At 62.3% G+C, this 20,776-nt stretch carries 17 protein-coding genes; 10 read left to right on the top strand and 7 right to left on the bottom strand.

Going from position 1 to position 20,776, the window contains the following annotated elements; genetic code table 11:
• Nucleotides 1-125 precede the first annotated feature (125 nt).
• The 5 genes from OU997_RS04040 (at nt 126) to OU997_RS04060 (ending at nt 6,189) form a co-directional block, all read left to right on the top strand.
• Nucleotides 126-1,853, top strand: a complete 1,728-nt coding sequence (locus tag OU997_RS04040) for a C13 family peptidase (RefSeq protein ID WP_420713236.1) — start codon at nt 126-128, stop codon at nt 1,851-1,853.
• Nucleotides 1,854-1,914: 61 nt separating this feature from the next.
• Entirely contained in the window at nt 1,915-2,556 is a 642-nt protein-coding gene (locus OU997_RS04045; RefSeq protein ID WP_267809136.1) for an oxidoreductase, read from the top strand.
• A 32-nt stretch (nt 2,557-2,588) separates the two neighbouring features.
• Nucleotides 2,589-2,927, top strand: coding sequence for a DUF5629 family protein (locus OU997_RS04050; protein WP_267809137.1), 339 nt, complete (start codon nt 2,589-2,591; stop codon nt 2,925-2,927).
• Nucleotides 2,928-2,945: 18 nt separating this feature from the next.
• Nucleotides 2,946-3,557, top strand: a complete 612-nt coding sequence (locus tag OU997_RS04055) for a class I SAM-dependent methyltransferase (RefSeq protein ID WP_108489350.1) — start codon at nt 2,946-2,948, stop codon at nt 3,555-3,557.
• A 76-nt stretch (nt 3,558-3,633) separates the two neighbouring features.
• Nucleotides 3,634-6,189: an EAL domain-containing protein gene (locus OU997_RS04060; RefSeq protein WP_267809139.1), complete on the top strand. Its 2,556-nt coding sequence runs from the start codon at nt 3,634-3,636 to the stop codon at nt 6,187-6,189.
• 55 nt (nt 6,190-6,244) lie between these two features.
• On the opposite strand, the gene OU997_RS04065 is transcribed toward OU997_RS04060, so the two are convergent.
• The 3 genes from OU997_RS04065 to OU997_RS04075 form a co-directional block, all read right to left on the bottom strand.
• Nucleotides 6,245-8,044: an NAD(P)/FAD-dependent oxidoreductase gene (locus OU997_RS04065; protein WP_267809142.1), complete on the bottom strand. Its 1,800-nt coding sequence runs from the start codon at nt 8,042-8,044 to the stop codon at nt 6,245-6,247.
• Between the two features lie 68 nt (nt 8,045-8,112).
• Nucleotides 8,113-9,207 (bottom strand): extracellular solute-binding protein, encoded by a 1,095-nt coding sequence (locus OU997_RS04070; protein WP_267809144.1) that lies wholly within the window; start codon nt 9,205-9,207, stop codon nt 8,113-8,115.
• Nucleotides 9,208-9,316: 109 nt separating this feature from the next.
• Nucleotides 9,317-10,204 carry a LysR substrate-binding domain-containing protein gene (locus tag OU997_RS04075; RefSeq protein WP_267809146.1) on the bottom strand — a complete coding sequence of 296 codons (888 nt, stop codon included), beginning with the start codon at nt 10,202-10,204 and terminating at the stop codon, nt 9,317-9,319.
• Between the two features lie 117 nt (nt 10,205-10,321).
• On the opposite strand from OU997_RS04075, the gene OU997_RS04080 reads away from it, so the two are divergent.
• The 5 genes from OU997_RS04080 to OU997_RS04100 all read left to right on the top strand — a co-directional run bounded on the left by OU997_RS04080 (nt 10,322) and on the right by OU997_RS04100 (nt 16,114).
• A complete protein-coding gene (locus OU997_RS04080; RefSeq protein WP_158271557.1) occupies nt 10,322-11,668 on the top strand; it encodes an NAD(P)/FAD-dependent oxidoreductase in 1,347 nt (448 codons plus the stop codon).
• A gap of 23 nt (nt 11,669-11,691) precedes the next feature.
• Nucleotides 11,692-13,200 carry an aldehyde dehydrogenase family protein gene (locus tag OU997_RS04085; RefSeq protein ID WP_267809148.1) on the top strand — a complete coding sequence of 503 codons (1,509 nt, stop codon included), beginning with the start codon at nt 11,692-11,694 and terminating at the stop codon, nt 13,198-13,200.
• 34 nt (nt 13,201-13,234) lie between these two features.
• Entirely contained in the window at nt 13,235-14,599 is a 1,365-nt protein-coding gene (locus OU997_RS04090; RefSeq protein ID WP_267809149.1) for a flavin monoamine oxidase family protein, read from the top strand.
• Nucleotides 14,600-14,692: 93 nt separating this feature from the next.
• Nucleotides 14,693-15,154: a hypothetical protein gene (locus OU997_RS04095; RefSeq protein WP_267809150.1), complete on the top strand. Its 462-nt coding sequence runs from the start codon at nt 14,693-14,695 to the stop codon at nt 15,152-15,154.
• Nucleotides 15,155-15,247: 93 nt separating this feature from the next.
• Nucleotides 15,248-16,114, top strand: a complete 867-nt coding sequence (locus OU997_RS04100; protein WP_108489440.1) for an MBL fold metallo-hydrolase — start codon at nt 15,248-15,250, stop codon at nt 16,112-16,114.
• A 3-nt stretch (nt 16,115-16,117) separates the two neighbouring features.
• Here the strand turns inward: OU997_RS04100 and OU997_RS04105 are convergent, their stop codons facing one another.
• From OU997_RS04105 to OU997_RS04120, 4 genes are all read right to left on the bottom strand, one after another.
• Nucleotides 16,118-16,417, bottom strand: coding sequence for a YceK/YidQ family lipoprotein (locus OU997_RS04105; RefSeq protein WP_108489439.1), 300 nt, complete (start codon nt 16,415-16,417; stop codon nt 16,118-16,120).
• Nucleotides 16,410-17,042: a flavin prenyltransferase UbiX gene (ubiX, locus tag OU997_RS04110; protein ID WP_267809151.1), complete on the bottom strand. Its 633-nt coding sequence runs from the start codon at nt 17,040-17,042 to the stop codon at nt 16,410-16,412. Before ubiX ends, OU997_RS04105 begins: the two co-directional genes overlap by 8 nt.
• Complete coding sequence (gene mpl / locus OU997_RS04115; protein ID WP_267809152.1) at nt 17,043-18,395, bottom strand: UDP-N-acetylmuramate:L-alanyl-gamma-D-glutamyl-meso-diaminopimelate ligase; 1,353 nt, start codon at nt 18,393-18,395, stop codon at nt 17,043-17,045. It abuts the gene before it with no gap.
• Nucleotides 18,396-18,583: 188 nt separating this feature from the next.
• Nucleotides 18,584-20,482 (bottom strand): sigma-54-dependent Fis family transcriptional regulator, encoded by a 1,899-nt coding sequence (locus OU997_RS04120; protein WP_267809153.1) that lies wholly within the window; start codon nt 20,480-20,482, stop codon nt 18,584-18,586.
• Between the last annotated feature and the right edge of the window lie 294 nt (nt 20,483-20,776).

Here is a 20,776-nt window from a genome sequence, read left to right on the forward strand (position 1 = left end):
GCCGCCAGAGGCGTACAGGCACAAGCCTGTGCGCCTTTTTTATGGCATTTTCAGCGCGCTCGATCACGGCATGCCAGGCGGTTTAAGGCATACTCGGCAACGTCCTTCCGGTGTGGATTTTCTGCATGCATCCTCTGACCCGTCTGGCTCCACTGAGCCTCGCCCTGTTGTTGGTCGCCTGCGGCGATGGCGAACCCTTGTTACCAGCAAATGCCGTGCTGCCGGATGGCGGGCGCTACCGTGGCGAAGTGGTCAATGGCTTGCTGCAAGGCCAGGGACGCCTGGATTACAGTGACGGCAGCTACTATGCAGGGCTGTTCAAAGATGGACAGTTCAATGGCCCCGGCGAATGGCACAGCAAACACGGTGAAACCTATACCGGTGAGTTCCAGAATGGCGACTTCCACGGTCAAGGCAGCCTGAGTTACAGCGACGGCAGCCGCTACGAAGGCGGCTTTGCCAGCGGCACCCCCAGCGGTGAAGGCCACCTGCAGAGCCAGGATCTGGAATACCGGGGCGAGTTCAACAAGGGCCATTACCAAGGCCTGGGCAAGCTGCAATGGAGCAACGGCAGCAGCTTTCAGGGTCAGTTCCGCAAGGGCGAACCGCACGGCCAAGGCGTGATGATCGACGCTGAAGGCAACGAGTTCGCCGGCACTTTCAATAACAGCCAGCTCAACGGCCAGGGCAGTTTCAAGAGTGCCGACGGCGAACTCTACAGCGGCCAGTTCCGCGACAACCAATTCCACGGCAAGGGCCGCTATCAAAGTGCCGACGGCGAAGTCTGGAGCGGACGCTTCGAGGACGGCAGCCTGACCGGCAAAGGCGAGTTCAAGGGCAGCGACGGCAGCCATTACCGTGGCCAGTTCAGCGACTGGCGCTACCACGGCGAAGGTCGACTGAACCTCGCCGATGGCAGCCTCTATGAAGGCCACTTTGCCTACGGCCAATACCACGGTAACGGCAGCCTGACCCTGGCCGATGGCAGCCAGCAACGTGGTACCTGGCAGCGTGGCCGACTGACTCGCGATGCCGATGGCCAAGCCATCCCCGACAGCCTGGCCGTCGGCTTGCTGGAGCAAGGACGGTTGCTCGATGCCGCCATTGCCAACCTGCCAGCCTCGACCCCAGCCATCGAACTCTACGCCCTGACCCTGGCCGGCGACGGCAAGCAGAGCGTGTTCATGCGCGAGGCCGACTATGTCGGTAACCTGCTGCAGGAACGCTTCGCCGCCCATGGCCTGATCACCCTGGTCAACCACCGCGACCACCTGGCGGATCGCCCGCTGGCCACCAGTGCCAGCCTGGGGCGCAGCGTTCAGGCCCTGGCCGAACGCAGCGGCAAGGAAGACCTGATCTTTATCTACCTGACCAGCCACGGCTCAGCCCAGCATGAGCTGAACCTTGACCAGCCGCGCCTGCAGCTCAACGACCTGCCCGCCAGCGAACTGGACGCCCTGCTCGAACCGCTGAAAGATCGGCACAAGGTGCTGGTGATCTCTGCCTGCTACTCCGGCGGTTTTATCCCCAAACTGCAGGATGACAAGACCCTGGTGATCACCGCTGCACGGGCCGACCGCGTGTCCTTCGGTTGCTCGGAGGAAAACGACTTCACCTACTTCGGCCGCGCGCTGTTTGCCGAAGCGCTGCAGCAAACCGACGACCTGCAGCGCGCCTTCAAGCTGGCCCAGGCCAGCGTTGCCGAACGCGAAAAGGCCGACGGTTTCGAAGCCTCCGAACCGCAGATCTGGCCAGCCAAGGCGGTGCTCGCCCAGTGGCGCAAGCTGCGCGAACAGCAGGCTGAGCGCGCCCTGAACAATGCACTTGAGGCGCAATCAGCGGTCAACCCCTAACAAGCATGCGCGCCACCTACGGCCTGATAAGCTGATGGATATCAGCGGAGAACTTCAAACCATGTATTTGACGCCCCAGCACATCCTTCTTGCAGGTGCCACCGGACTGACCGGCGAGCACCTGCTGGACCGCCTGCTGAACGAGCCCACGGTCGCTCGCGTGCTGGCACCCAGCCGCCGCCCGCTAGCAGCACACGCCCACCTGGAAAACCCACAAGGCGAACTGCTGGCCCTGCTGCCGCAACTGAGCGGCAAGGTCGATACCGCCTTCTGCTGCCTGGGTAGCACAATTAAACAGGCCGGCTCGCAGGACGCCTTCCGCGCGGTCGATCATGACCTGGTGCTCGCCTTCGCCGAACGCGCCCGCGCCCTCGGTGCACGGCACCTGCTGGTGATCAGTGCCCTCGGCGCGGATGCCAACTCCACCGTGTTCTACAACAAGGTCAAAGGCCAAATGGAGCAGGCCCTGCGCGCGCAGGACTGGCCGCAGCTGACCATCGTCCGCCCTTCGTTACTGCTTGGCACACGCCAGGAATTCCGCCTTGGCGAGCGCCTGGCGGCACCTTTTATGCGCTGGCTGCCGGGCAAGTACCGCGGCATCGAAGCCACCGTTCTGGCTCGCGCCCTGTGGCGTCTTGCCCTGGAAGAAGACGCCGGCACCCGGATCATCGAATCAGACCAACTGCGCCGCCTCGGCCGCTAACTGTCGTTAAACCCCAGAAGAAGCCATTATCCATGAGCACCACCCCGCACGACCTGATCAGCGCCCTTAGCGGTGCTGACATGCTGGAAATCGACGGCCTGCATGCCTGGCAATTCAACCTGGACGCCGAACAACTGGCCCAGCACCAGGCCGGCACCACGCCCACTGACGATGCGCCGCTGCTGAGCATCGAATGCATGGACGGCCGCGCCCTGCGCAAATGGCATTTCAACCTGGCCCAGGTAATCGCCGCACGTTTTGATGGTGAGGCCGACGCCTGGCGCATCAGCGGTACGGCCGGCGTGCACCTGATCAAGTGTTTTGCCGCTGTCAGCGGCGACAACAGTGATCGGCCAAACGACGCCGAATAACCCTGCCGAGGGCAACCTGTGGGCCTGTATGACCGCTACCTGCTGCCACACCTGATCGACTTCGCTTGTGGCATGGGCGCGGTGATGAAAGCCCGCTCGCAACTGGTGCCCCTGGCCCATGGCCGGGTGCTGGAAATCGGCATTGGCAGCGGCCTCAACCTGGGCTTCTACGACGCCAGCAAGGTCAGCGTGATCATCGGCGTCGACCCCAGCGCCGACATGCAGAAGCTGGCCAGGCAACGGGCCGCCACGATCAGCATTCCCGTGCAGATGATTGCCCTCGAACTGGGCCAGATCCAGGCTGAGGACGCCAGCTTCGACAGCATCGTCTGCACCTTTACCCTGTGCACCATTCCTGATGCCGTAGCGGCACTTAAAGAAATGCGCCGCGTGCTCAAGCCCGGTGGTCGCCTATTGTTCTGCGAGCACGGTCTGGCTCCGGAGCTGCCCGTGCTGCGCTGGCAGAACCGCCTGACGCCGCTGTGGAAGCCACTGGCCGGCGGCTGTCACCTCAACCGCGACATTCGTGCCCTGATCGAAGCCGGCGGCTTTCATATTGGCGAACTGCATAACCGCTACCTCAAAGGCCCCCGGCCGATGACCTATGTTTATCAGGGCTGGGCCGACTGAGCAGCAATGCGTACTGCATCTGTGCCGATTCTGACTATCGTTAGGTCATAAATTCCCGCACAGAAGCCGGCCCCGCATGAAGCCCCCATCAATCCGCCTTCTCGCCAGCCTGCTGTTGATGATCGACCTGGCGCTCGTGTCGGCAGTTGAGGCCCAGCCACGCTCGGTCAAAGTGGGCGTCTACGACAACGAACCCAACTACCTTCTGGAACAGGACGGCAAACTGTCTGGGATCTTTGGCGACTTGCTCAATGAGATCGCCCAACAGGAAGGCTGGCAATTACTGCCGCAGCCCTGTGATTGGCAGCAGTGCCTGGACCAGTTGAGCAGTGGCAAGATCGATCTGTTGCCGGACGTGGCGTATGACGAAAGCCGCAATAAGGTATTCGACTTTCACACGCACCCTGCGCTGCTCAGCTGGTCGCAACTCTACAGCAGCAAGAATCTCAACCTCAGGTCGATACTCGACCTGCATGAGAGGCGCATTGCCGTACTCAGAAGCTCAGTGCAGGCGCAATATCTGCGTGAGTTGCTCCACAGTTTCGGCCTGAAAGCCGACCTGATCGAGGTACAAAGCCTTACTCAAGGGTTCGAACTGGTCGCCAAGGGGCAAGCCGATACGGTGGCCGCCAACCAGCGCTTTGGCGACGTCCTTGCACCGAGTTACCAACTGCACAGCGCTCCAATCATGTTCCAGCCCACCCAACTGTTTTATGCCACGCGCAAAGGACAGAACGGCGAACTGCTCGCAGCCATTGATCAGCACCTGTCCAACTGGCAAAAATCGCCCACCTCAATCTGCTGCCAGACACTGCAACGCTGGGGAGGCGAACACAGCGCCCACCTGATCCCAGCAGCCGCATGGTGGGGGCTGGCGATTCTGCTGGCACTACTGACTGCGGCTCTGGGTGGAGCGCTGCTGCTGCGCCGCCAGGTCCGCGAGAAGACCCAGCACCTGCTGGACAGCGAACAGCGCCTGAACACCATCCTCGACAGCGTCGAAGCCTACATCTATATCAAGGATGTCCAGCTGCGCTACCAGTACGTCAATCGCAAAGTCTGCGAACTGTTTGGCCTGACCTTAAAACAGGTGATTGGTAAAACCGACGACGAGTTCTTTGACCTCGATACTGCATCCAACCTTCACGAAAACGATCGCCGCGTGCTGGAGTTGGGCGAACGGGTACACACCGAAGAAGTCAATCGCAGCCTGGACGGTGGAAACGAACATACTTTTCTCTCCATCAAATTGCCGCTGCGCGATAACCATGGCGACATCTACGCCTTGTGCGGCATCTCCACGGACATCACCGCCCACAAGAAAAATCTGGAGAAGATCAATCAACTGGCCTTCTATGACCCGCTGACCGGCCTGCCCAACCGGCGCCTGTTGCTGGATCGCTTGCAGCAGGCACTGGCCAAGCATGCCCGCGGGCTTCAGCAGGGCGCGCTGCTGTTCATCGACCTGGATAACTTCAAATACCTCAATGACACCCTGGGACACGACGTGGGTGATCAATTGTTGCAACAGGTCGCTCTACGCTTGAGCAACCATGTACGCGCTCAGGACACCCTGGCACGCCTGGGCGGTGATGAGTTCGTGCTGATGCTGGAGGGATTGAACCTGATACCGGCGCAGGCGGTCACGCAGGTGGAATATGTCAGTAACAAGATCATAACCGCCCTGGCGCAACCCTATAACCTGTCAGGCCACAACCATGTCAGTACCGCCAGCGTGGGCGTTACGCTGTTTCCCGGCGACCACAGCACGGTGGATGAGGTGCTCAAACGTGCCGACCTGGCCATGTACCAGGCCAAGAGCGCCGGGCGCAATGCCGTACGCTTCTTTGACCCGCAGATGCAGGCCGCCGTAAATGCCCGCGCCAGCCTGGAGCGCGACCTGCGACAAAGCCTGGAGGAGCAGCGGTTCATCCTGCACTACCAACCCTTCTTCAACGAGCACGGCCAATTAATCGGCGCCGAAGCGTTGGTGCGCTGGCAGCATCCCCAACGCGGCCTGGTGATGCCAGGTGACTTTATCCCCCTGGCCGAAAGCACCGGACTGATCCTGCCACTGGGCCGTTTAATCCTGCGCCAGGCGTGCGAGCAGCTGGTGGTTTGGGCCGCTGACCCGCTGTTAAGTGAGCTGTGCCTGGCCATCAACATCAGCGCCAAACAATTTCATCACCCTGAATTTGTCACCTATATCCGGGCGGCCCTCGAAAAGAGCGGTGCGGATCCGCTACGCCTGATACTGGAGCTGACAGAAAGCCAGCTGGTCGAGGATATCGAACCGCTGATCAGCAAAATGAGCCAGCTCAAAGCCCAAGGTATCCGCCTGGCATTGGATGACTTTGGTGCCGGCTACTCATCACTCAATTACCTCAAACGCCTGCCTCTCGATCAGCTGAAAATTGATCGCAGTTTTGTCCAAGACCTCCTGACCGAGCCCAGCGACGCCGCCATCGTGCGCACCATTCTGGCGCTCGGCGCCAACCTTAATCTAGCGGTCACCGCCGAAGGTGTGGAAACCCAGGCGCAATACGAAGCGCTGCTGCAAATGGGTTGCCGGCAATTCCAGGGTTACCTGTTTGCCAAGCCGGGGCCTGCCAGTGAAATTGCACGCTCGTAGTTCTATTTCAGCCAAGATTGCCCGCTTGCCAACTCCAAGCCTCCGCCAAAACGCACTAGCTCAGTTCATTGACCGCCCGCCAGGCCTGATCCACGGCCGCGTGCAGGTAAGCGTCCCAACCGGCATCGGAATTGGCGATGGCCACCGCGCCCAAGGGCTGACGCGCCCGCTGCATAACCGCCGCACCACCGTCTGGACCATCGAACAAGGCGTTGCTGTAGTAGGAATAGCCATGCGGCCAGCGGTTGACCGTGATGGCCAGCACATCGCGCTGATGATCAAAACCACCGCCACCGAGCACACGCTGCAACTGGTCGCGCAGTTGCGCTTCGTAGTCGGCAAAGGTGCGGGTGTAGATCTGCATGCGCGCGGCCCGCGCCTGCGTGCGCAGGTCCGGGCCAACACCTGCCGCATGCGGCACATGCACCAGATGCAGGCACATGGGCTGATCGGGATCATTCGGCGCCTGATACCCACCCAGATCCACCGGGTAATCCAACTTCATCAGGCTGAAGGGCATGCCCGGTGCGTACACCTCCTGCATGCCCAACTCGGCCCAACTCTGCCAATTACGAATCACCACATTGGCGTACACCATGGGCAGTTTGACGTTCTGCGCCAACGCCTGCGCCTGAGGGGCCGGCAGGTCGCGCAGAATGTACGGGATAAGCATGTTGTAGCAGGCCAGCACCGACTGCCGGGCGCGCACCCGGTAAAGCTGCCCCGCTTGGCTGTAGCCGATGTCCACGCCGCCCTCACGGTTGCGCACACTGACGACGGTGCTCGACAGGCGCAGGCGCACGGCCTGCTCGGGGCGGTCCAAACGGCTGTAATCAAAGGCGGCCAGCACCACATCGTCCATGCCCTGCCCGCCGGCCACCGCCGGGATCAGGTCACGCACCAGCAGGCGGGCGACACCGGCATTGCCATCGGGGAAGTGGTAGATGTACGGCTCTTCTTCGCTGTCATCCTCCTCCAGGCCCAGGCCGGCAAAGCCCGGATAGCCGGCAAAACGCGCGTAACTGGCCGGTAGAAAGTCGATGCGGTAACCGTATTCGTCGCAGGAACGCTGCTGAAAGTAGGCGATGGCCTTGTCCGAAAGACCGACATGGCGCTTGAGATAGGCGTGGTAACTCAAGCTGTCGAGGTAGGCCTCGCGCTCACCGAGCGGCAGCGCCTGCAGGTAATTCTGCTCACCCCCATACAGCGCCAGCAGGGCGGCGCGGTCGCTTTCAGGCAGCGGGAACTGGCCAATAAAACCGGCCCAGTCGGCGTCCGCATCCGGCTCGCCAACGACCAAACGGTCTTCGCCAAAGGTCTGCTGATCGAAAAACACCGCGCTGTCCAACTCGTCATACAGGCGATGCTGAAAAGCCTGATGAAAGCGCTCCAGCTTGATGCCCAGCGCCGCCAGCAAGCGCTGCACCTCGGCGCTGAAATTGGCCTTGGGCGAGTCCAACGATTCGCTGCCGCCATAGCCCAGCAGTAAACGACCGTCCACACGAAACTCGTTGCGTTTGGCATGGCCGCCAAAGTCGTCATGATTATCCAGCAGCAGAATGCGCGCCTGCGGGTGGCGTTCACGGTAAAACCAGGCCGCCGCCAAACCGCTAATACCAGCACCCACCACGACCAGGTCATAGTCTTCATGCTGGGGCAGGTGATCGGTGGCGAACACCTTGCGCTCCCAGCCCAGCTGATGCGCCACCTCAAAGCTGCCCACATGGCTGCCGCGCAAGCCCGTCAACGCCGGCGGATACACGCGCGACTCAGCGCGCAGAAACCGCCACGGCACCAGACCGGCGGCAATCGTCAGCGCCGCCCCGTTGAGAAAGTCGCGTCGTTTAATGCTCATCTGCGCCTCACAAAAAAGCCCCGTACACGCCGGGGAAAACGGCCTTTAATCACGCCTAGAACATCAGCTTAGTCGCTGTAGAGGCGACGCCAGTATTGGGTCATGACGCGTACCGTTTTCGGCTCAATGGTGCCGGATATGTAGAAGCTCGCGATTTCCTCATCCTCAGGCGCATAGCGGCCATCTTTTATCGCACGCCCAACGGCCTGCGCCTCGCTCACCGCACTGGGGTAGCTGTTGTATTCAGACACCTGCGTGGCCACCGTGGGTTCAAGCAGGTAGTTGATCCACTGGTAGGCGGCTTCGGTATTTTTGGCATCTGCCGGAATGCCCATCATGGTGAACCAGATCGGTGTTTGCCCCCGCGGCGTGATGTAGCGGATCTGCATGTCCAACTGGTTTTCCCGGACGATGCGATTGATCACCCCGGCATCGCCACTCCAGGCCATGGCCACGCAGATATCACCACGGGTGATCTGATCGCGGTAGGTCGAGTTGATTTGCTTGATATGCGGCCAGACCTGTTGCAGCTGAGCAAAAGCGGCCTGGTAATCCTCAACCCTGTTGCTGTTCGGATCGCGCCCCAGGTAGGCCAGCACCATGGTGAAGACGTCTTGCGGCGAATCGAGAAACGACACCCCGCACTTGGCGAGTTGGCTCACCACCTGCGGGTCGAACAACAAGGCGTGGCTGCTGAGGTCGGCGTCTTTGCCCAGAATGGCCTGCACCTTCTCCACATTGATCAAGATGCCGTTGGTGCCCCAGATAAACGGCACGCCGTGGCGATTATCGGGATCGTGCATGTTCAGTTTTTCCAGCAACTGCGGGTCAAGGTGCACGCGGTTGGGAATCTTCGACCAATCCAGCGGCAGGTAGGCCCCGGCCTTGATCTGCTTGGTCATGTACGACGATGACGGGTAGACCACGTCATAACCCGAATTACCGGTGAGCAATTTGCCCTCCAGGGCGTCATCACTGTCGAGAGTGTCGTACGTCAGGCGGGTGTCGAACTGCTGGGTAAAGTTGCGCTGCAGCTCGCTGGGGATCAGCTCGGACCAGTTGAGCACATTCAGCGCCTGCTCACCGGCCTGGGCTGACACCGCGTGCAGGCTACAGATCGCGATGAGGGCAAGGCCTTTTAAACGGCGAATTATTGTTTTCATGGGCGCTCTCGCAAACGGTCGTTAGGCACCACGTCAGTGGCACCCCGACCATAGAGCGCGAGCCCGCACGCAACAACATGCGATTAGGGCACCTGGCTATTAATAAAACTTATACCGGCGTCGGATTGAGTTTGCTCAGCAGCCAGAGCCGGAATGCCTTGGCCTCGGGTTTGAGACCACCGGCAGGACTGAGCAGCAGATACCCCTCCAGCGGGACTTCATGGGGCAACGGCCGAATCAGGCGCCCACTGGCCAGTTCCTCGCTGACCAGCAAAGGGTTGGTCAGCGCCACACCGGCGCCGGCCAATGCCAGGTCAATCACCTGATCAGCACTGACATAGGACATCTCACTGTTCAGGCGCACCTTGACGCCCTGCCGCTGCAACCACAGCCCCCACCAGTAGCCATCGTCCTCGTGCAACAAGGGCATGCGCAGGAGGTCGCCGGGCGTATTCAGTGGCCCGTGTGCGGCCAGAAAATCCGGCGAACACACCGGAAAGATCGGCGGTTGCAGCAACACCTCGCGTGGGCCGCTGAACTCCTCACCCTCGCCAAAGGCGATGCCTAAATCCGCGCGCTCGCTGCTGACCTCGCGAAAGGACGGATTAGGCTCCAGCGCGATACAGACGCCGGGATGCAACGCACGAAACTCACCCAGATGATGGCGTAACCAGCGCCCGGCAAACCCCGGCACCACCAGCAGCCGCAGCCAACGCTGCTGTGCGCGGCTGGTCAGCTCATAGGTGGCATCGGCAATTTGCGTCAGGGCAGCGCTGATTTGTTCAAAGTAACGCCAGCCGTCTTCGGTCAGCAGCACACCGCGCGGCGTGCGCTGAAACAACGCCGTTTGCAGGCGATCCTCCAAGGTCTTCACATGCCGTCCGATGGCCGGCTGGGTGACGTGCAGCTCTTTGGCCGCGGCCACATAGCTGCCCAACCGGGCGGCTGCTTCAAAGGCCCGAACCGCGTTGAGTGGCGGCAATCGATTGGCGTTCATCAAACCCTCAACTTGCTATTAGTTTTTTTAACAACCTAGCACAGAAAACGCAGGTTGTTCGCCCCGCCGGGCTTACGCATGCTGGCCCCATGCAACCGCGCAGCAGCGAAGAACATCATGAGCCAAGCCCTCTTTCATCCCAGTTTGTACGACCGCAACACCTATCATCCCAGCTACTGGGCGGCACACACCGATTTGCCGTCAGTCGGCCCACTGCCCGGGGACACCGAAGTGGAAGTGGCCATCATCGGCGGTGGCTATACCGGGCTGTCCTGCGCCCTGCACCTACAGCGTGATCACGGCATCGCCAGCCTGGTGCTGGAAGCCGGTGCCATTGGCTGGGGGGCCAGCGGACGCAATGCCGGGTTCAATACCCTGCCGGCCTGCAAGCTGTCCGCGCTTGAGGTTTTTCAGCGCTGGCCAGAGGCCGAAGCACGGGCGTTTTTTGCCTCGCAACGGGAAGGCCAGGCACTGGTCTATGAATTGGCGGAACAAGAGGGATTTGACCTGCACGCCTGCGGCGCAGGCATCTATCAGGTGGCGCATTCGCGCGGCGCACTGGCGGACCTGGAGGAGGAAGGCCATTGGCTGCGCAAGGCGGGCATCCCCTGCGAACGGTTAAGCCGCGAAGCCTTTGCAGAGGTCGGGCACGCAGGCCCGGATCAGTTCGGCGCGCTGTACATGCACGAAGGGGGTGGGATCAACCCGCTGGCGCTGACGGCGGGACTCGCCCAAGCAGCCCGCCGCCATGGTGCCCAGTTGTACAGCCACAGCCCCATGCAACACTGGCACAAGCAGGCCGGCTGGCATGTGCTGCACACCCCGCATGGCCGCGTGCGCGCACGGCAGGTGGTACTCGCCACCAATGGTTACCGCGACAGCCAGGAACCGCCCTCACTGGAACAACGCGTACTGCCGGCCATCTCCAACATCCTTGTCAGCGCACCGCTGAGTGAGGCGCAGTGGCAGGCCATAGGCTTGAGCAGCCTCAGCCCCATGTCCGACACCCGCATGCTGGTGACCTATTACCGCCGCCTGCCGGACAACCGCTTACTGCTGGGCGCACGCAGCGACACCTGGGGCGATCCACGGCACGACGCGCGCCTGCAGCAATTGCTGCTGCATCTGCTGGCAAAGAAATTCCCCGAGGCCGGTGCCATACCGATTGACTACTTCTGGCGCGGTTTGGTGTCACTGACCCGTAAGCGCGTGCCGAGTTGGGGCCGGGTGCCGGATGACCCCAGCGTGCTGTTCAACCTGGGCTGCTTCGGCTCGGGGGTCAACAGCATGCCCTGGCTGGGGCGCACGCTGGCCCGCGCGCTGGCCGGTTACCCGTTGAGTGCGCGCGAAGCCTGTGCGGTCTACCGTGAATTACCCGACCGACTGCCGCGCAGCCCCTGGCTGCAACGCAGCGGCCTGCAACTGGCTTATCTGCACTACGGCCTGCAAGACCGCCTGGCCTGACCCATCACATTCGAGAGAGTCCCATGACCGCAACCGCTACCCTCATGCTTGAACGCTCCGCCCAGCACTTTGTCGATGGTCAGTACCTACCCGGCCACGGCGCCCGCGTAGCCATCATCGATCCGGCCACCGAGGCCGAAATCGGCTGCTATGCCGAAGCCACCGAGGCTGAAATGGATCAGGCCATCGCCTTGGCCAATCAGGCCCAAAAAGGCTGGTGGGCGCTCAGCGCATTGGAACGTGCCGACGCCCTGCACCGGGTCGCCGACCGCCTCGGCGAACTCAGCGCCCAGGTGGGCGAATGCCTGACCCGCGAAATGGGCAAACCCTACCGCGAAGCGGAATGGGAAGCCGGCGCGTCGGCCTCGGCCTTCCGCTATTACGCCGAACTGGCCCGTCAGGAACACGGCCGCGTGGCCGGCCCGGCCATCGCCGGCCAACTGCACATGACCCTCAAGGAGCCGCTGGGCACCGTGGTTTCCATCGTGCCCTACAACTTCCCGGTGCTGCTGTTCGGCTGGCAGGCCGCCGCCGCATTGGCCGCCGGCAACGCCATCATCGTCAAACCGTCGGAGCTGACCTCGCTGACCCTGCTGCTGGTCATGCAGGCTTTCGATCATCTGCCGGCCGGGCTGGTGCAATGCCTGACCGGTAGGGCCAACGTCGGCCGCCATCTGGTGGCCCACCCGCACACCCATGCCGTGGCCTTCACCGGCAGCGTGCCGGCCGGTCAGGCGGTGGCGCAGAGCGCCGCGCTGCGCTTCAAACCGGTGCTGATCGAAGCCTCCGGCAACGACCCGTTCATCGTCATGCCCTCGTCGCCGGTGGAGATCGTCGCCCGTGGCGCCGCCTTCGCCGCCTTCCTCAATTGCGGCCAGGTGTGCACCTCGGCCGAGCGCTTCTATGTGCATGAAGATGTCTACGACCGCTTCGTCAGCGCCCTGGCGACCGAGGCCCGCATGCTGCGCATCGGCAATGGCCTGGAGTGCGTGGACATCGGCCCCATGGCGTCGGCCCGTGAGCGCGCGCGGGTAGAGAACATCGTCGCCCGCGCCGTGGAACAGGGCGCGCGCATCGTCTGCGGCGGCAAGCGCCCGGCAGACCGCGAGCAGGGCTGGTTCTTCGAACCCACCGTGCTGGAAGTCAGCCACAGCATGGACATCATGCACGGCGAGTGCTTCGGCCCACTGGCACCGGTGTGCAAGGTGCGCAGCCTGGACGAGGCCATCGCCCTGGCCAACGACTCCGAATTCGGCTTGGGTGCCAATATCTACACCGAGCGCCTTGCCGAAGCCATGCGCGCGGTGAACGAGATCGAGTCCGGCATCGTCTGGGTCAACACCCCGCTCAACGACAACGATTGCGTGCCCTTCGGCGGCCGCAAGATGACCGGCCAGGGCCGTGAACTGGGCATCGAGGGGCTGGAGCAATTCCGCCGCTCGAAGATGGTGATGATCGCCCCGCAGGCCATCGACGACCCGGAATGGTTCCCCTACCCCGATGACGAGGCCTTCCCGGCCACCCAGCAATAACCGCCCTCGCAGGTTCACACAGGAGCCCAAGCCGATGAATCGTCGCACCCTGTTAAAAAGCGCCACCCTGGCGGCCGCCATGGCCGCTGTCAGCACCAGCCAAACGAGCCTGGGCGCGACGCGCAGCCCAAAGACCATCCTCGTTATCGGCGCGGGCATCGCCGGCCTGGCAGCGGCCAGTCAATTGGCGGGGCGCGGGCATCAGGTCACGGTACTGGAAGCCCGTACGCGCCTGGGCGGCCGCTTGTGGACCAGCCAGGCCTGGGCTGATGCGCCCGTGGATCTGGGCGCCTCGTGGATTCACGAAATGGACGGCAACCCTCTGACTGCGCTCGCCGACGAAGCCGGCGCGCGCTTGATCACCACGTCCTATGACAGTGTCATCGACTACGACGTTAACGGTCGCCCGCTGAGCGCCGCACGGACCGCGCGCCTGGCCACCCTCAAGGATGAATACCAATGGGCCATCGACCAGGGTCAACGTCACAGCATCGACCGCTCGCTGCGCAACACGATTGAGAGCGAGCTGGACTGGGCCTCACTCAGCAACGCCGACCAGGAGTTGCTGGCGTTTATCACCAACAGCGCGGCCGAGCAGGAATACGCCGGCAGTCGCAACGACTTGTCGACCTACTGGTTTGACAGCCTGGGCGGCTACGATGGCGACGATGCCGTGTTCGCCGAGGGCTACCAGACGCTGATCAACTTCCTGGCACGCGGGCTGAAAATCCAACTCGGGCAGATTGTCAGTGCCATTGACTCCAGCACCGCGACGGTCAAGGTCAAAACCAACAGCGGTACCTTCAGTGCCGACCGGGTCATCGTCAGCGTTCCGTTGGGCGTGTTGAAGAAAGGCACGATCCGCTTCACGCCCGCCCTGCCCAGCAAAAAGACCACCGCCATTAACAAACTGGGCATGGGCCATTTCAACAAGTGCTACCTGCGCTTCCCCACCCAGTTCTGGCCGCAGCAAGACTGGCTGGAATACATCCCGCCGCTGTCTCAGCACGGCCAGTGGAGCCAATGGTTGAACCTCGGCCGCCTGACCGGCCAACCGGTGCTGCTGGGCTTTAACGCGGGCGACTTTGGCCGGCAGATCGAAGCCTGGAGCGATGCCCAGATCGTTGCCAGCGCCATGGCACGCCTCAGGCTGATCTTTGGTCAGCAGATTCCAGATCCGCTCGGTTTCCAGATCACCCGCTGGAGTCAGGACCCGTTCAGCTATGGCGCCTACTCGTTTAACAAACTGGGGGCCAACCCGGCGATGCGAGATGACCTGGCAGCCCCCGTCGGGAACCGACTGTTTTTTGCCGGCGAGGCCACGCACAAGAACATGTTTGCCACCGTGCACGGTGCCTTACTCTCCGGCCGCCGAGCCGCCACGCAGGCGCAAGCCTGAACAAAGACCGGCCTGTCATCTCAACGTGATGACAGGCCGTTAACGACGTAAAGACTCGCCTAGACTTGCAGCACACCTTATTGGGAGAGGCTCATGCCAAGGCCGTCACTGCGTCACATTGCCCACCTCAGCACTGTCCTCACGGCCGCCCTGGCGGCTTTTGGTCTGGTGATTGCGGTCTGGCAAATTCGTGCAGCTGAATCAAGCCAGCGCGAAGCCTCAGCCCGCGATGCCTACAAGGAATACCTCAAGCTGGCCATCGAAAAACCTGAACTGACCGACCTGCAACTGTCCAGCGCCATGGACCCAGCGGCGCGGAAAGTGGCCCAAGAAAACTTCTTCAGCTTTTACTTATTCAGCGCCGAACAAATCTACGAAACATTCAGCACCGACTTAGGCTGGCAGCGCAGCCTGCAAACAGACCTGTGCGGGTTTCATCACGATCTCAATGATCGCTTCGCCGACTGGCAATGGCATCAACATGAACCTGACTTTGCGCAGTTTGCCCAGGAAACCCTTGAGAACTGCCCAAAGGTAGCAATCGATAAAAACTAATGGGGTTCACCACTGCACCTGCAACAAAACTTCAATAGCGTGAACCCACCTAACACGGCAATCTGCATGGATATCCACACAGCAAGAGCCACCATGCGAACCCTCACCACCCTCACCGGCAACAGCCAGAAACTCGATGGCGGCGCCATGTTTGGCAATGCGCCGAAAGCGCTATGGCAGCGCTGGATGAAAGCGGACGAACTGAACCGGATCGACCTCGGCTGCCGCGCCCTACTGGTACAAGAAGAGGCGCGCAACATCCTCATCGAAACCGGTATCGGTGCGTTTTTCAGCCCGGAATTGAAGCAGCGTTTCGGCGTACAGGAAACGCGTCACGTACTGCTCGACAGCCTGGCCGCTGCTGGCCTGAGTGATGCCGATATCGATATCGTAGTGCTCACCCACCTGCACTTTGACCATGCCGGCGGTTTGCTCGCCGCCTGGGAAGAAGGCCAACCGGCACGCCTGCTGTTCCCCAATGCGCAGTTCATCACGGGCCGCCGTCAGTGGCAGCGGGCCTGCCAGCCGCACGCCCGCGACCGCGCTTCCTACATTCCGGAGTTGTTGGCCTTGCTGGAGGACAGCGGCCGCCTGCAGCTGATCGACGAAACCGAGCACTGTGAACTGCTTGGCGCGGACTGGCGCTTGCACTGGAGCGATGGCCATACACCCGGGCAACTGCTGCCGGAAGTGGCCATGCCTGAGGGGCCGGTGGTGTTCCCCGGCGACCTGATCCCAGGCGCGCCGTGGGTGCACCTGCCCATCACCATGGGCTACGACCGTTTTCCAGAGGGGCTGATCGAAGAGAAAGAAGCCCTGCTCGCCGACCTGTTCGCCCGCAACGGCCGACTGGTATTCACCCACGACCCTGATACGGCCATGGGCCGCATCAGCCGTGATGACAACGGACGCTATGCGGTGCAGCAGGTCACTGAGCAGGTTTGCCAGCTGAGTGATTGATGCCTAAAGGCCGCCGCTGACACCCAGGCTAATGCCCATTGCAGTGGCCAGGGACAACGGTAATAGCAAGGTGTCGAGTAAGGCGCTGACCGGCAGATCGGCCGCCGGATATGCCGGGGCCTCGGCGCCGAAACGGTCCGTGGCACAACAGCCGCCTTGCAGCGCATACAGGTTCAGCCGTGTGCCGGCGTACACCACGGGCGCATCGGGCTTGGCCGCATCCAGGGTGCGCACGGTGGCACAACCGCTCAGCGCCAGGCTCACGCACAGCCCCACAAGCGCAAGTCGCAACCATTTAGTCATCGGGGCTGATCTGATGGTGCTCACCCCAACGCGGCAGCATGTCTTGGGGAATGTTCAGGCAGTTGAGAATCCGCGCCACGACAAAATCGATCAGGTCATCGATGGTTTGCGGCTGATGATAAAAGCCCGGTGCCGCCGGCAGAATGGTCGCACCCATGTTCGACAGTTTGAGCATGTTCTCCAGATGGATGCTGGAGAACGGTGCCTCGCGCGGCACCAGAATCAACTGACGCCGCTCTTTGAGGGCCACGTCGGCGGCACGTTCAATCAGGTTGTTGCACGCACCATGAGCAATCGCCGAGAGCGAGCCGGTGCTGCACGGCACCACCACCATCGCGGTCGGAGCCCCAGAGCCAGAGGCCGCAGGGGCCATCCAGTCTTCTTTACCAAAGACGCGAATCTGCCCCGGCGCGGCGCCGGTGTACTCGCTCAAGAATGCCTGCATGGCCTGCGGTTTGCTCGGCAGGCTGACATCGGTTTCAGTGGCCATCACCAGCTGCGCGGCCTTGGAAATCAGAAAGTGCACCTCGCGCTCTTCCTGCACCAGGCAGTCGAGCAGGCGCAGGCCGTACTGAGCGCCAGAAGCGCCGGTCATGGCCAGGGTGATTCTCTCAGGTCCAGACATTTATGCCTCCAGGGCCGCAGCCAGCTTGCCATGCAAACCGCCAAAACCGCCGTTGCTCATCACCACCACCTGAGTACCCGGCGCGGCTTCAGCCTTGACCCCGGCGATGATCGCCTCCAGGGAATCGCACACCTGCGTCGGCACCGTCGAGGCGGCGACCGTGCCGGCCAAGTCCCAGCCCAGGTTTGGCGGCGCGTACCAGTACACCGAGTCCGCCTGCACCACGGATTCCGGCAGGCCATCACGGTGCGCGCCGAGCTTCATCGAGTTTGAGCGAGGCTCGACGATGGCAATCAGTTTGGCGTCGCCGATGCGTTTGCGCAGGCCATCCAGGGTGGTGGCAATTGCCGTCGGGTGGTGGGCAAAGTCATCGAAAATGGTCACACCGTTGACCTCGGCCACCTTCTCCATGCGCCGCTTGGCGTTGATAAAGCCGCACAGCGCGGCGATGCCCAGCTCCGGCACCACGCCGACATGCCGCGCCGCCGCCAGCACGGCCAAGGCATTGGCGACGTTGTGCTGACCGGTCAGCTGCCAGTCCACGGTGCCGGCAACCTTGCCCGCGAATCTCACCTCGAAGCGCGAGCCGTCGGCGCTGAGCAGACGCGCCTGCCATTGGCCACCTTCGCCGGTGGTTTGCACCGGGGTCCAGCAACCCATCTCGATCACCCGCTTGAGTGCCGGTTCGGTGGTCGGATGAATGATCAGGCCGTCGCCTGGAATGGTGCGCACCAGATGGTGGAACTGCCGCTCGATTGCTGCCAGATCCGGGAAGATGTCCGCATGATCGAACTCCAGGTTATTCAGGATGGCGGTGCGCGGGCGGTAATGGACGAACTTGCTGCGTTTGTCGAAGAAGGCGCTGTCGTACTCGTCGGCTTCCACCACAAAGAACGGCGTGCCGCCCAGGCGCGCGGAGATGCCGAAGTTCTGCGGCACGCCGCCAATCAAAAAGCCCGGGCTCATGCCCGCATGTTCCAGCACCCAGGCGAGCATGCTCGAACTGCTGGTTTTGCCGTGGGTGCCGGCCACCGCCATCACCCAACGGCCCTGCAACACATGGTCGGCCAGCCACTGCGGGCCACTCACGTAGGGCAGACCTTTGTTCAGCACATATTCCACCGCCGGGTTACCGCGCGACAGCGCGTTACCGACCACCACCAGATCCGGCGCGGGGTCGAGTTGTGCGGCGTCATAGCCTTGAGTCAGTTCGATGCCCTGCGCTTCCAGCTGGGTGCTCATGGGCGGGTAGACGTTGGCGTCGGAACCGGTTACGCGGTGGCCGAGTTCCTTGGCCAAGACGGCCAGCGAGCCCATAAACGTGCCGCAGATGCCGAGAATATGGATATGCATGATGTACCTTGAAGGCGGGTCAGAACCTGGAAACAGGCCGGATAAAAACTCGCCGCAGATTAGCACAGCCTCCCCGCCCATTTGCGCAGGTTGGATCGGGCGGTGATCCATTGCGGTGCGCAGTTGCAGCGCCCAAGCGCGTACCCGACCTTGTTGGGCTTCGCTGCGCTCAACACCAACCTACGCTTCTAGCCTCGTCGGGCAATCCCGTGTTTGCGCAGTTTGCGGTACAGGGTGTTGCGGCTGATGCCCAACTGCTCAGCGCTGCGACTCATCTGCCAGTGCTGTGCCTCCAGAACCGCCAGCAACGCCTGGCGTTCGGCATCGCCCAGCTGATCGGGTTTGCCCGTAGGCAACAACACCTGCGCAGGACGGGCATGGCGGATCTCGGCGGGCAGATCAGCGTGGCTGATGAGGCCGTTTTCACACAAGGCGCACAGGGTGCGCAACACATTGCGCAGCTGGCGCACATTACCCGGCCAGGAATAGCCGAGCAGCGCCTCGCGGGCGGCATCATCGAGCCGCACGGCTTGTCCGCGTGCTTCTTCGGCGAGGAGGAAATCCAGCAGCGCCAACTGGTCGCTGCGCTCACGCAAAGGCGGCAACTCGATCACCAGACCATTGAGGCGATAGAACAGGTCCTGGCGAAACTCGCCGCTCACCACCCGCTCGTTGAGGTCGCGGTGACTGGCGCTGATCACCCGCACATCGATGGCCTGCGCCTCACCGCCAATCGGCTCGACACGACGCTCTTCCAGCACCCGCAGCAAACGGGTTTGCAGCGCCAGCGGCATGTCACCGATTTCATCAAGAAACAACGTGCCGCCATCGGCCTGCTGCAACTTGCCGCGCATGCCTTCCTTGCGCGCACCAGTGAAGCTGCCGCCGCGATAACCGAACAACTCGCTCTCGATCAGGCTCTCGGGAATCGCCGCGCAGTTCAGCGCGACAAAGGGCTTGCCGCCACGCGAGCTGACCTGATGCAGGGCCTTGGCGAAGGCCTCTTTGCCGGTGCCGGTTTCACCACCGATCAGCAGCGGCACGTCACGCTCATACACCCGCAGCGCCCGGCGAAAATCACTCTGCAGGCCCACATCGGCCAGGCACAAACCCGGTGCTGCCAGCGCCGTGGCTGCCAGGGCCTGAGCACTGCTCCGGGGCTGGCCGCGCAACATGGCAAACAGCAACTGACCACGCTGGGTGTACAACGGCCAACTGGCACTGGGCTGCGCCGAGGCGCGACCGAGCAGATCATCCAGACGGCAGTCGAACACCTCGACCAAGGTGCGCCCGAGCAGTTGCTGCCGCGACAGGCCGAGCAGGTTGATCGCGCTCTGGTTCACCGCGCTCACCCGGCCATCGCCATCGAAAGCCAGCAACCCTTCGCTGAACTGACCGATGTATTCGGCCTGAGCATGAAAACGCAGCAGCCACTCGCCTTCATAGCTGCGCAGAAAATGACAACCCTCGATGGCCTTGGCCGACAGGTTGACCAGCGCCATGGTGTGGAACTGGCTCTGCCGCGATACGTCATGCCGCGCCGAGGACACATCCAGCACCGCCAGCAACTCGCCATGCGGATCAAACACCGGGCTGGCCGAGCAGGTCAGGCCGGTGTGCCGGCTGCGGAAATGTTCATTCTGGTGGATGGTCAGCGGCTGGCGCTCAACCAAGCAGGTGCCGATGCCGTTGGTGCCTTCACAGGCCTCGCTCCAGTCGGCTCCAAGCCACAGGCCGGCTTGCTCGAAGGTGCGCTTTTCCGCCTGCTCGGTGACGCAATTGAGGATCACCCCACGGGCATCGGTCAGCAACACGGCATGACCGGAGCAGGCTAACTGGCGGTGCAGGCTGTTCATCTCGTTGCTGGAAATCTCCAGCACCTGTTGCAGCTGTTCGCGCCGCTCGAGCATGCGCGCGTGTTCGATGACAGCGGGCGGCATGTTCTGCGCCGGGTCGAGGTGGTGCTGCTGCAGGCAGCGCAGCCAGGAGCGCGCCACCGAAGAATCAGCAGCCGGGCCGGCGTGTTGCCCACGCCCTTGGGCCACGGTCAGCACCTGCTGGGCGTGGCGGCTTGCAGGGTTGTGCATTGTTATTGTTCTCCGCGGTGGAGTTGCACGTGATGACCGAGCATCTACCAGCTTCCTGGGCAATGCAAGATGCACTGACCAGTAAGTCACCCCGCTGTATCACCCCTGGTACAGCCTGTCACGCAGGTTGTACCAAGGCCGATACACCGCGCCTGGCGCAACCGCCCGGCACATACAACGCAACCGCTCTAAACCGGACATCACGCACGCCTGGCCCAGCCCTTGCTCTGTGTCTATTCAAGCGCCACTGCGCGCCTCTCGCTGCATCACCAGAACAAGCATAAGAACCAGGAG

It is taken from the genome of Pseudomonas sp. SL4(2022) (genome assembly GCF_026625725.1).
Lineage (GTDB): Bacteria > Pseudomonadota > Gammaproteobacteria > Pseudomonadales > Pseudomonadaceae > Aquipseudomonas.

Coding starts and splice junctions, on each gene's coding strand:
- OU997_RS04040 (WP_420713236.1), top strand. CDS start 126: ATGCATCCTCTGACCCGTCTGGCTCCACTGAGCCTCGCCCTGTTGTTG.
- OU997_RS04045 (WP_267809136.1), top strand. CDS start 1,915: ATGTATTTGACGCCCCAGCACATCCTTCTTGCAGGTGCCACCGGACTG.
- OU997_RS04050 (WP_267809137.1), top strand. CDS start 2,589: ATGAGCACCACCCCGCACGACCTGATCAGCGCCCTTAGCGGTGCTGAC.
- OU997_RS04060 (WP_267809139.1), top strand. CDS start 3,634: ATGAAGCCCCCATCAATCCGCCTTCTCGCCAGCCTGCTGTTGATGATC.
- OU997_RS04065 (WP_267809142.1), bottom strand. CDS start 8,044: ATGAGCATTAAACGACGCGACTTTCTCAACGGGGCGGCGCTGACGATT.
- OU997_RS04070 (WP_267809144.1), bottom strand. CDS start 9,207: ATGAAAACAATAATTCGCCGTTTAAAAGGCCTTGCCCTCATCGCGATC.
- OU997_RS04075 (WP_267809146.1), bottom strand. CDS start 10,204: ATGAACGCCAATCGATTGCCGCCACTCAACGCGGTTCGGGCCTTTGAA.
- OU997_RS04080 (WP_158271557.1), top strand. CDS start 10,322: ATGAGCCAAGCCCTCTTTCATCCCAGTTTGTACGACCGCAACACCTAT.
- OU997_RS04085 (WP_267809148.1), top strand. CDS start 11,692: ATGACCGCAACCGCTACCCTCATGCTTGAACGCTCCGCCCAGCACTTT.
- OU997_RS04090 (WP_267809149.1), top strand. CDS start 13,235: ATGAATCGTCGCACCCTGTTAAAAAGCGCCACCCTGGCGGCCGCCATG.
- OU997_RS04095 (WP_267809150.1), top strand. CDS start 14,693: ATGCCAAGGCCGTCACTGCGTCACATTGCCCACCTCAGCACTGTCCTC.
- OU997_RS04100 (WP_108489440.1), top strand. CDS start 15,248: ATGCGAACCCTCACCACCCTCACCGGCAACAGCCAGAAACTCGATGGC.
- OU997_RS04105 (WP_108489439.1), bottom strand. CDS start 16,417: ATGACTAAATGGTTGCGACTTGCGCTTGTGGGGCTGTGCGTGAGCCTG.
- ubiX (WP_267809151.1), bottom strand. CDS start 17,042: ATGTCTGGACCTGAGAGAATCACCCTGGCCATGACCGGCGCTTCTGGC.
- mpl (WP_267809152.1), bottom strand. CDS start 18,395: ATGCATATCCATATTCTCGGCATCTGCGGCACGTTTATGGGCTCGCTG.
- OU997_RS04120 (WP_267809153.1), bottom strand. CDS start 20,482: ATGCACAACCCTGCAAGCCGCCACGCCCAGCAGGTGCTGACCGTGGCC.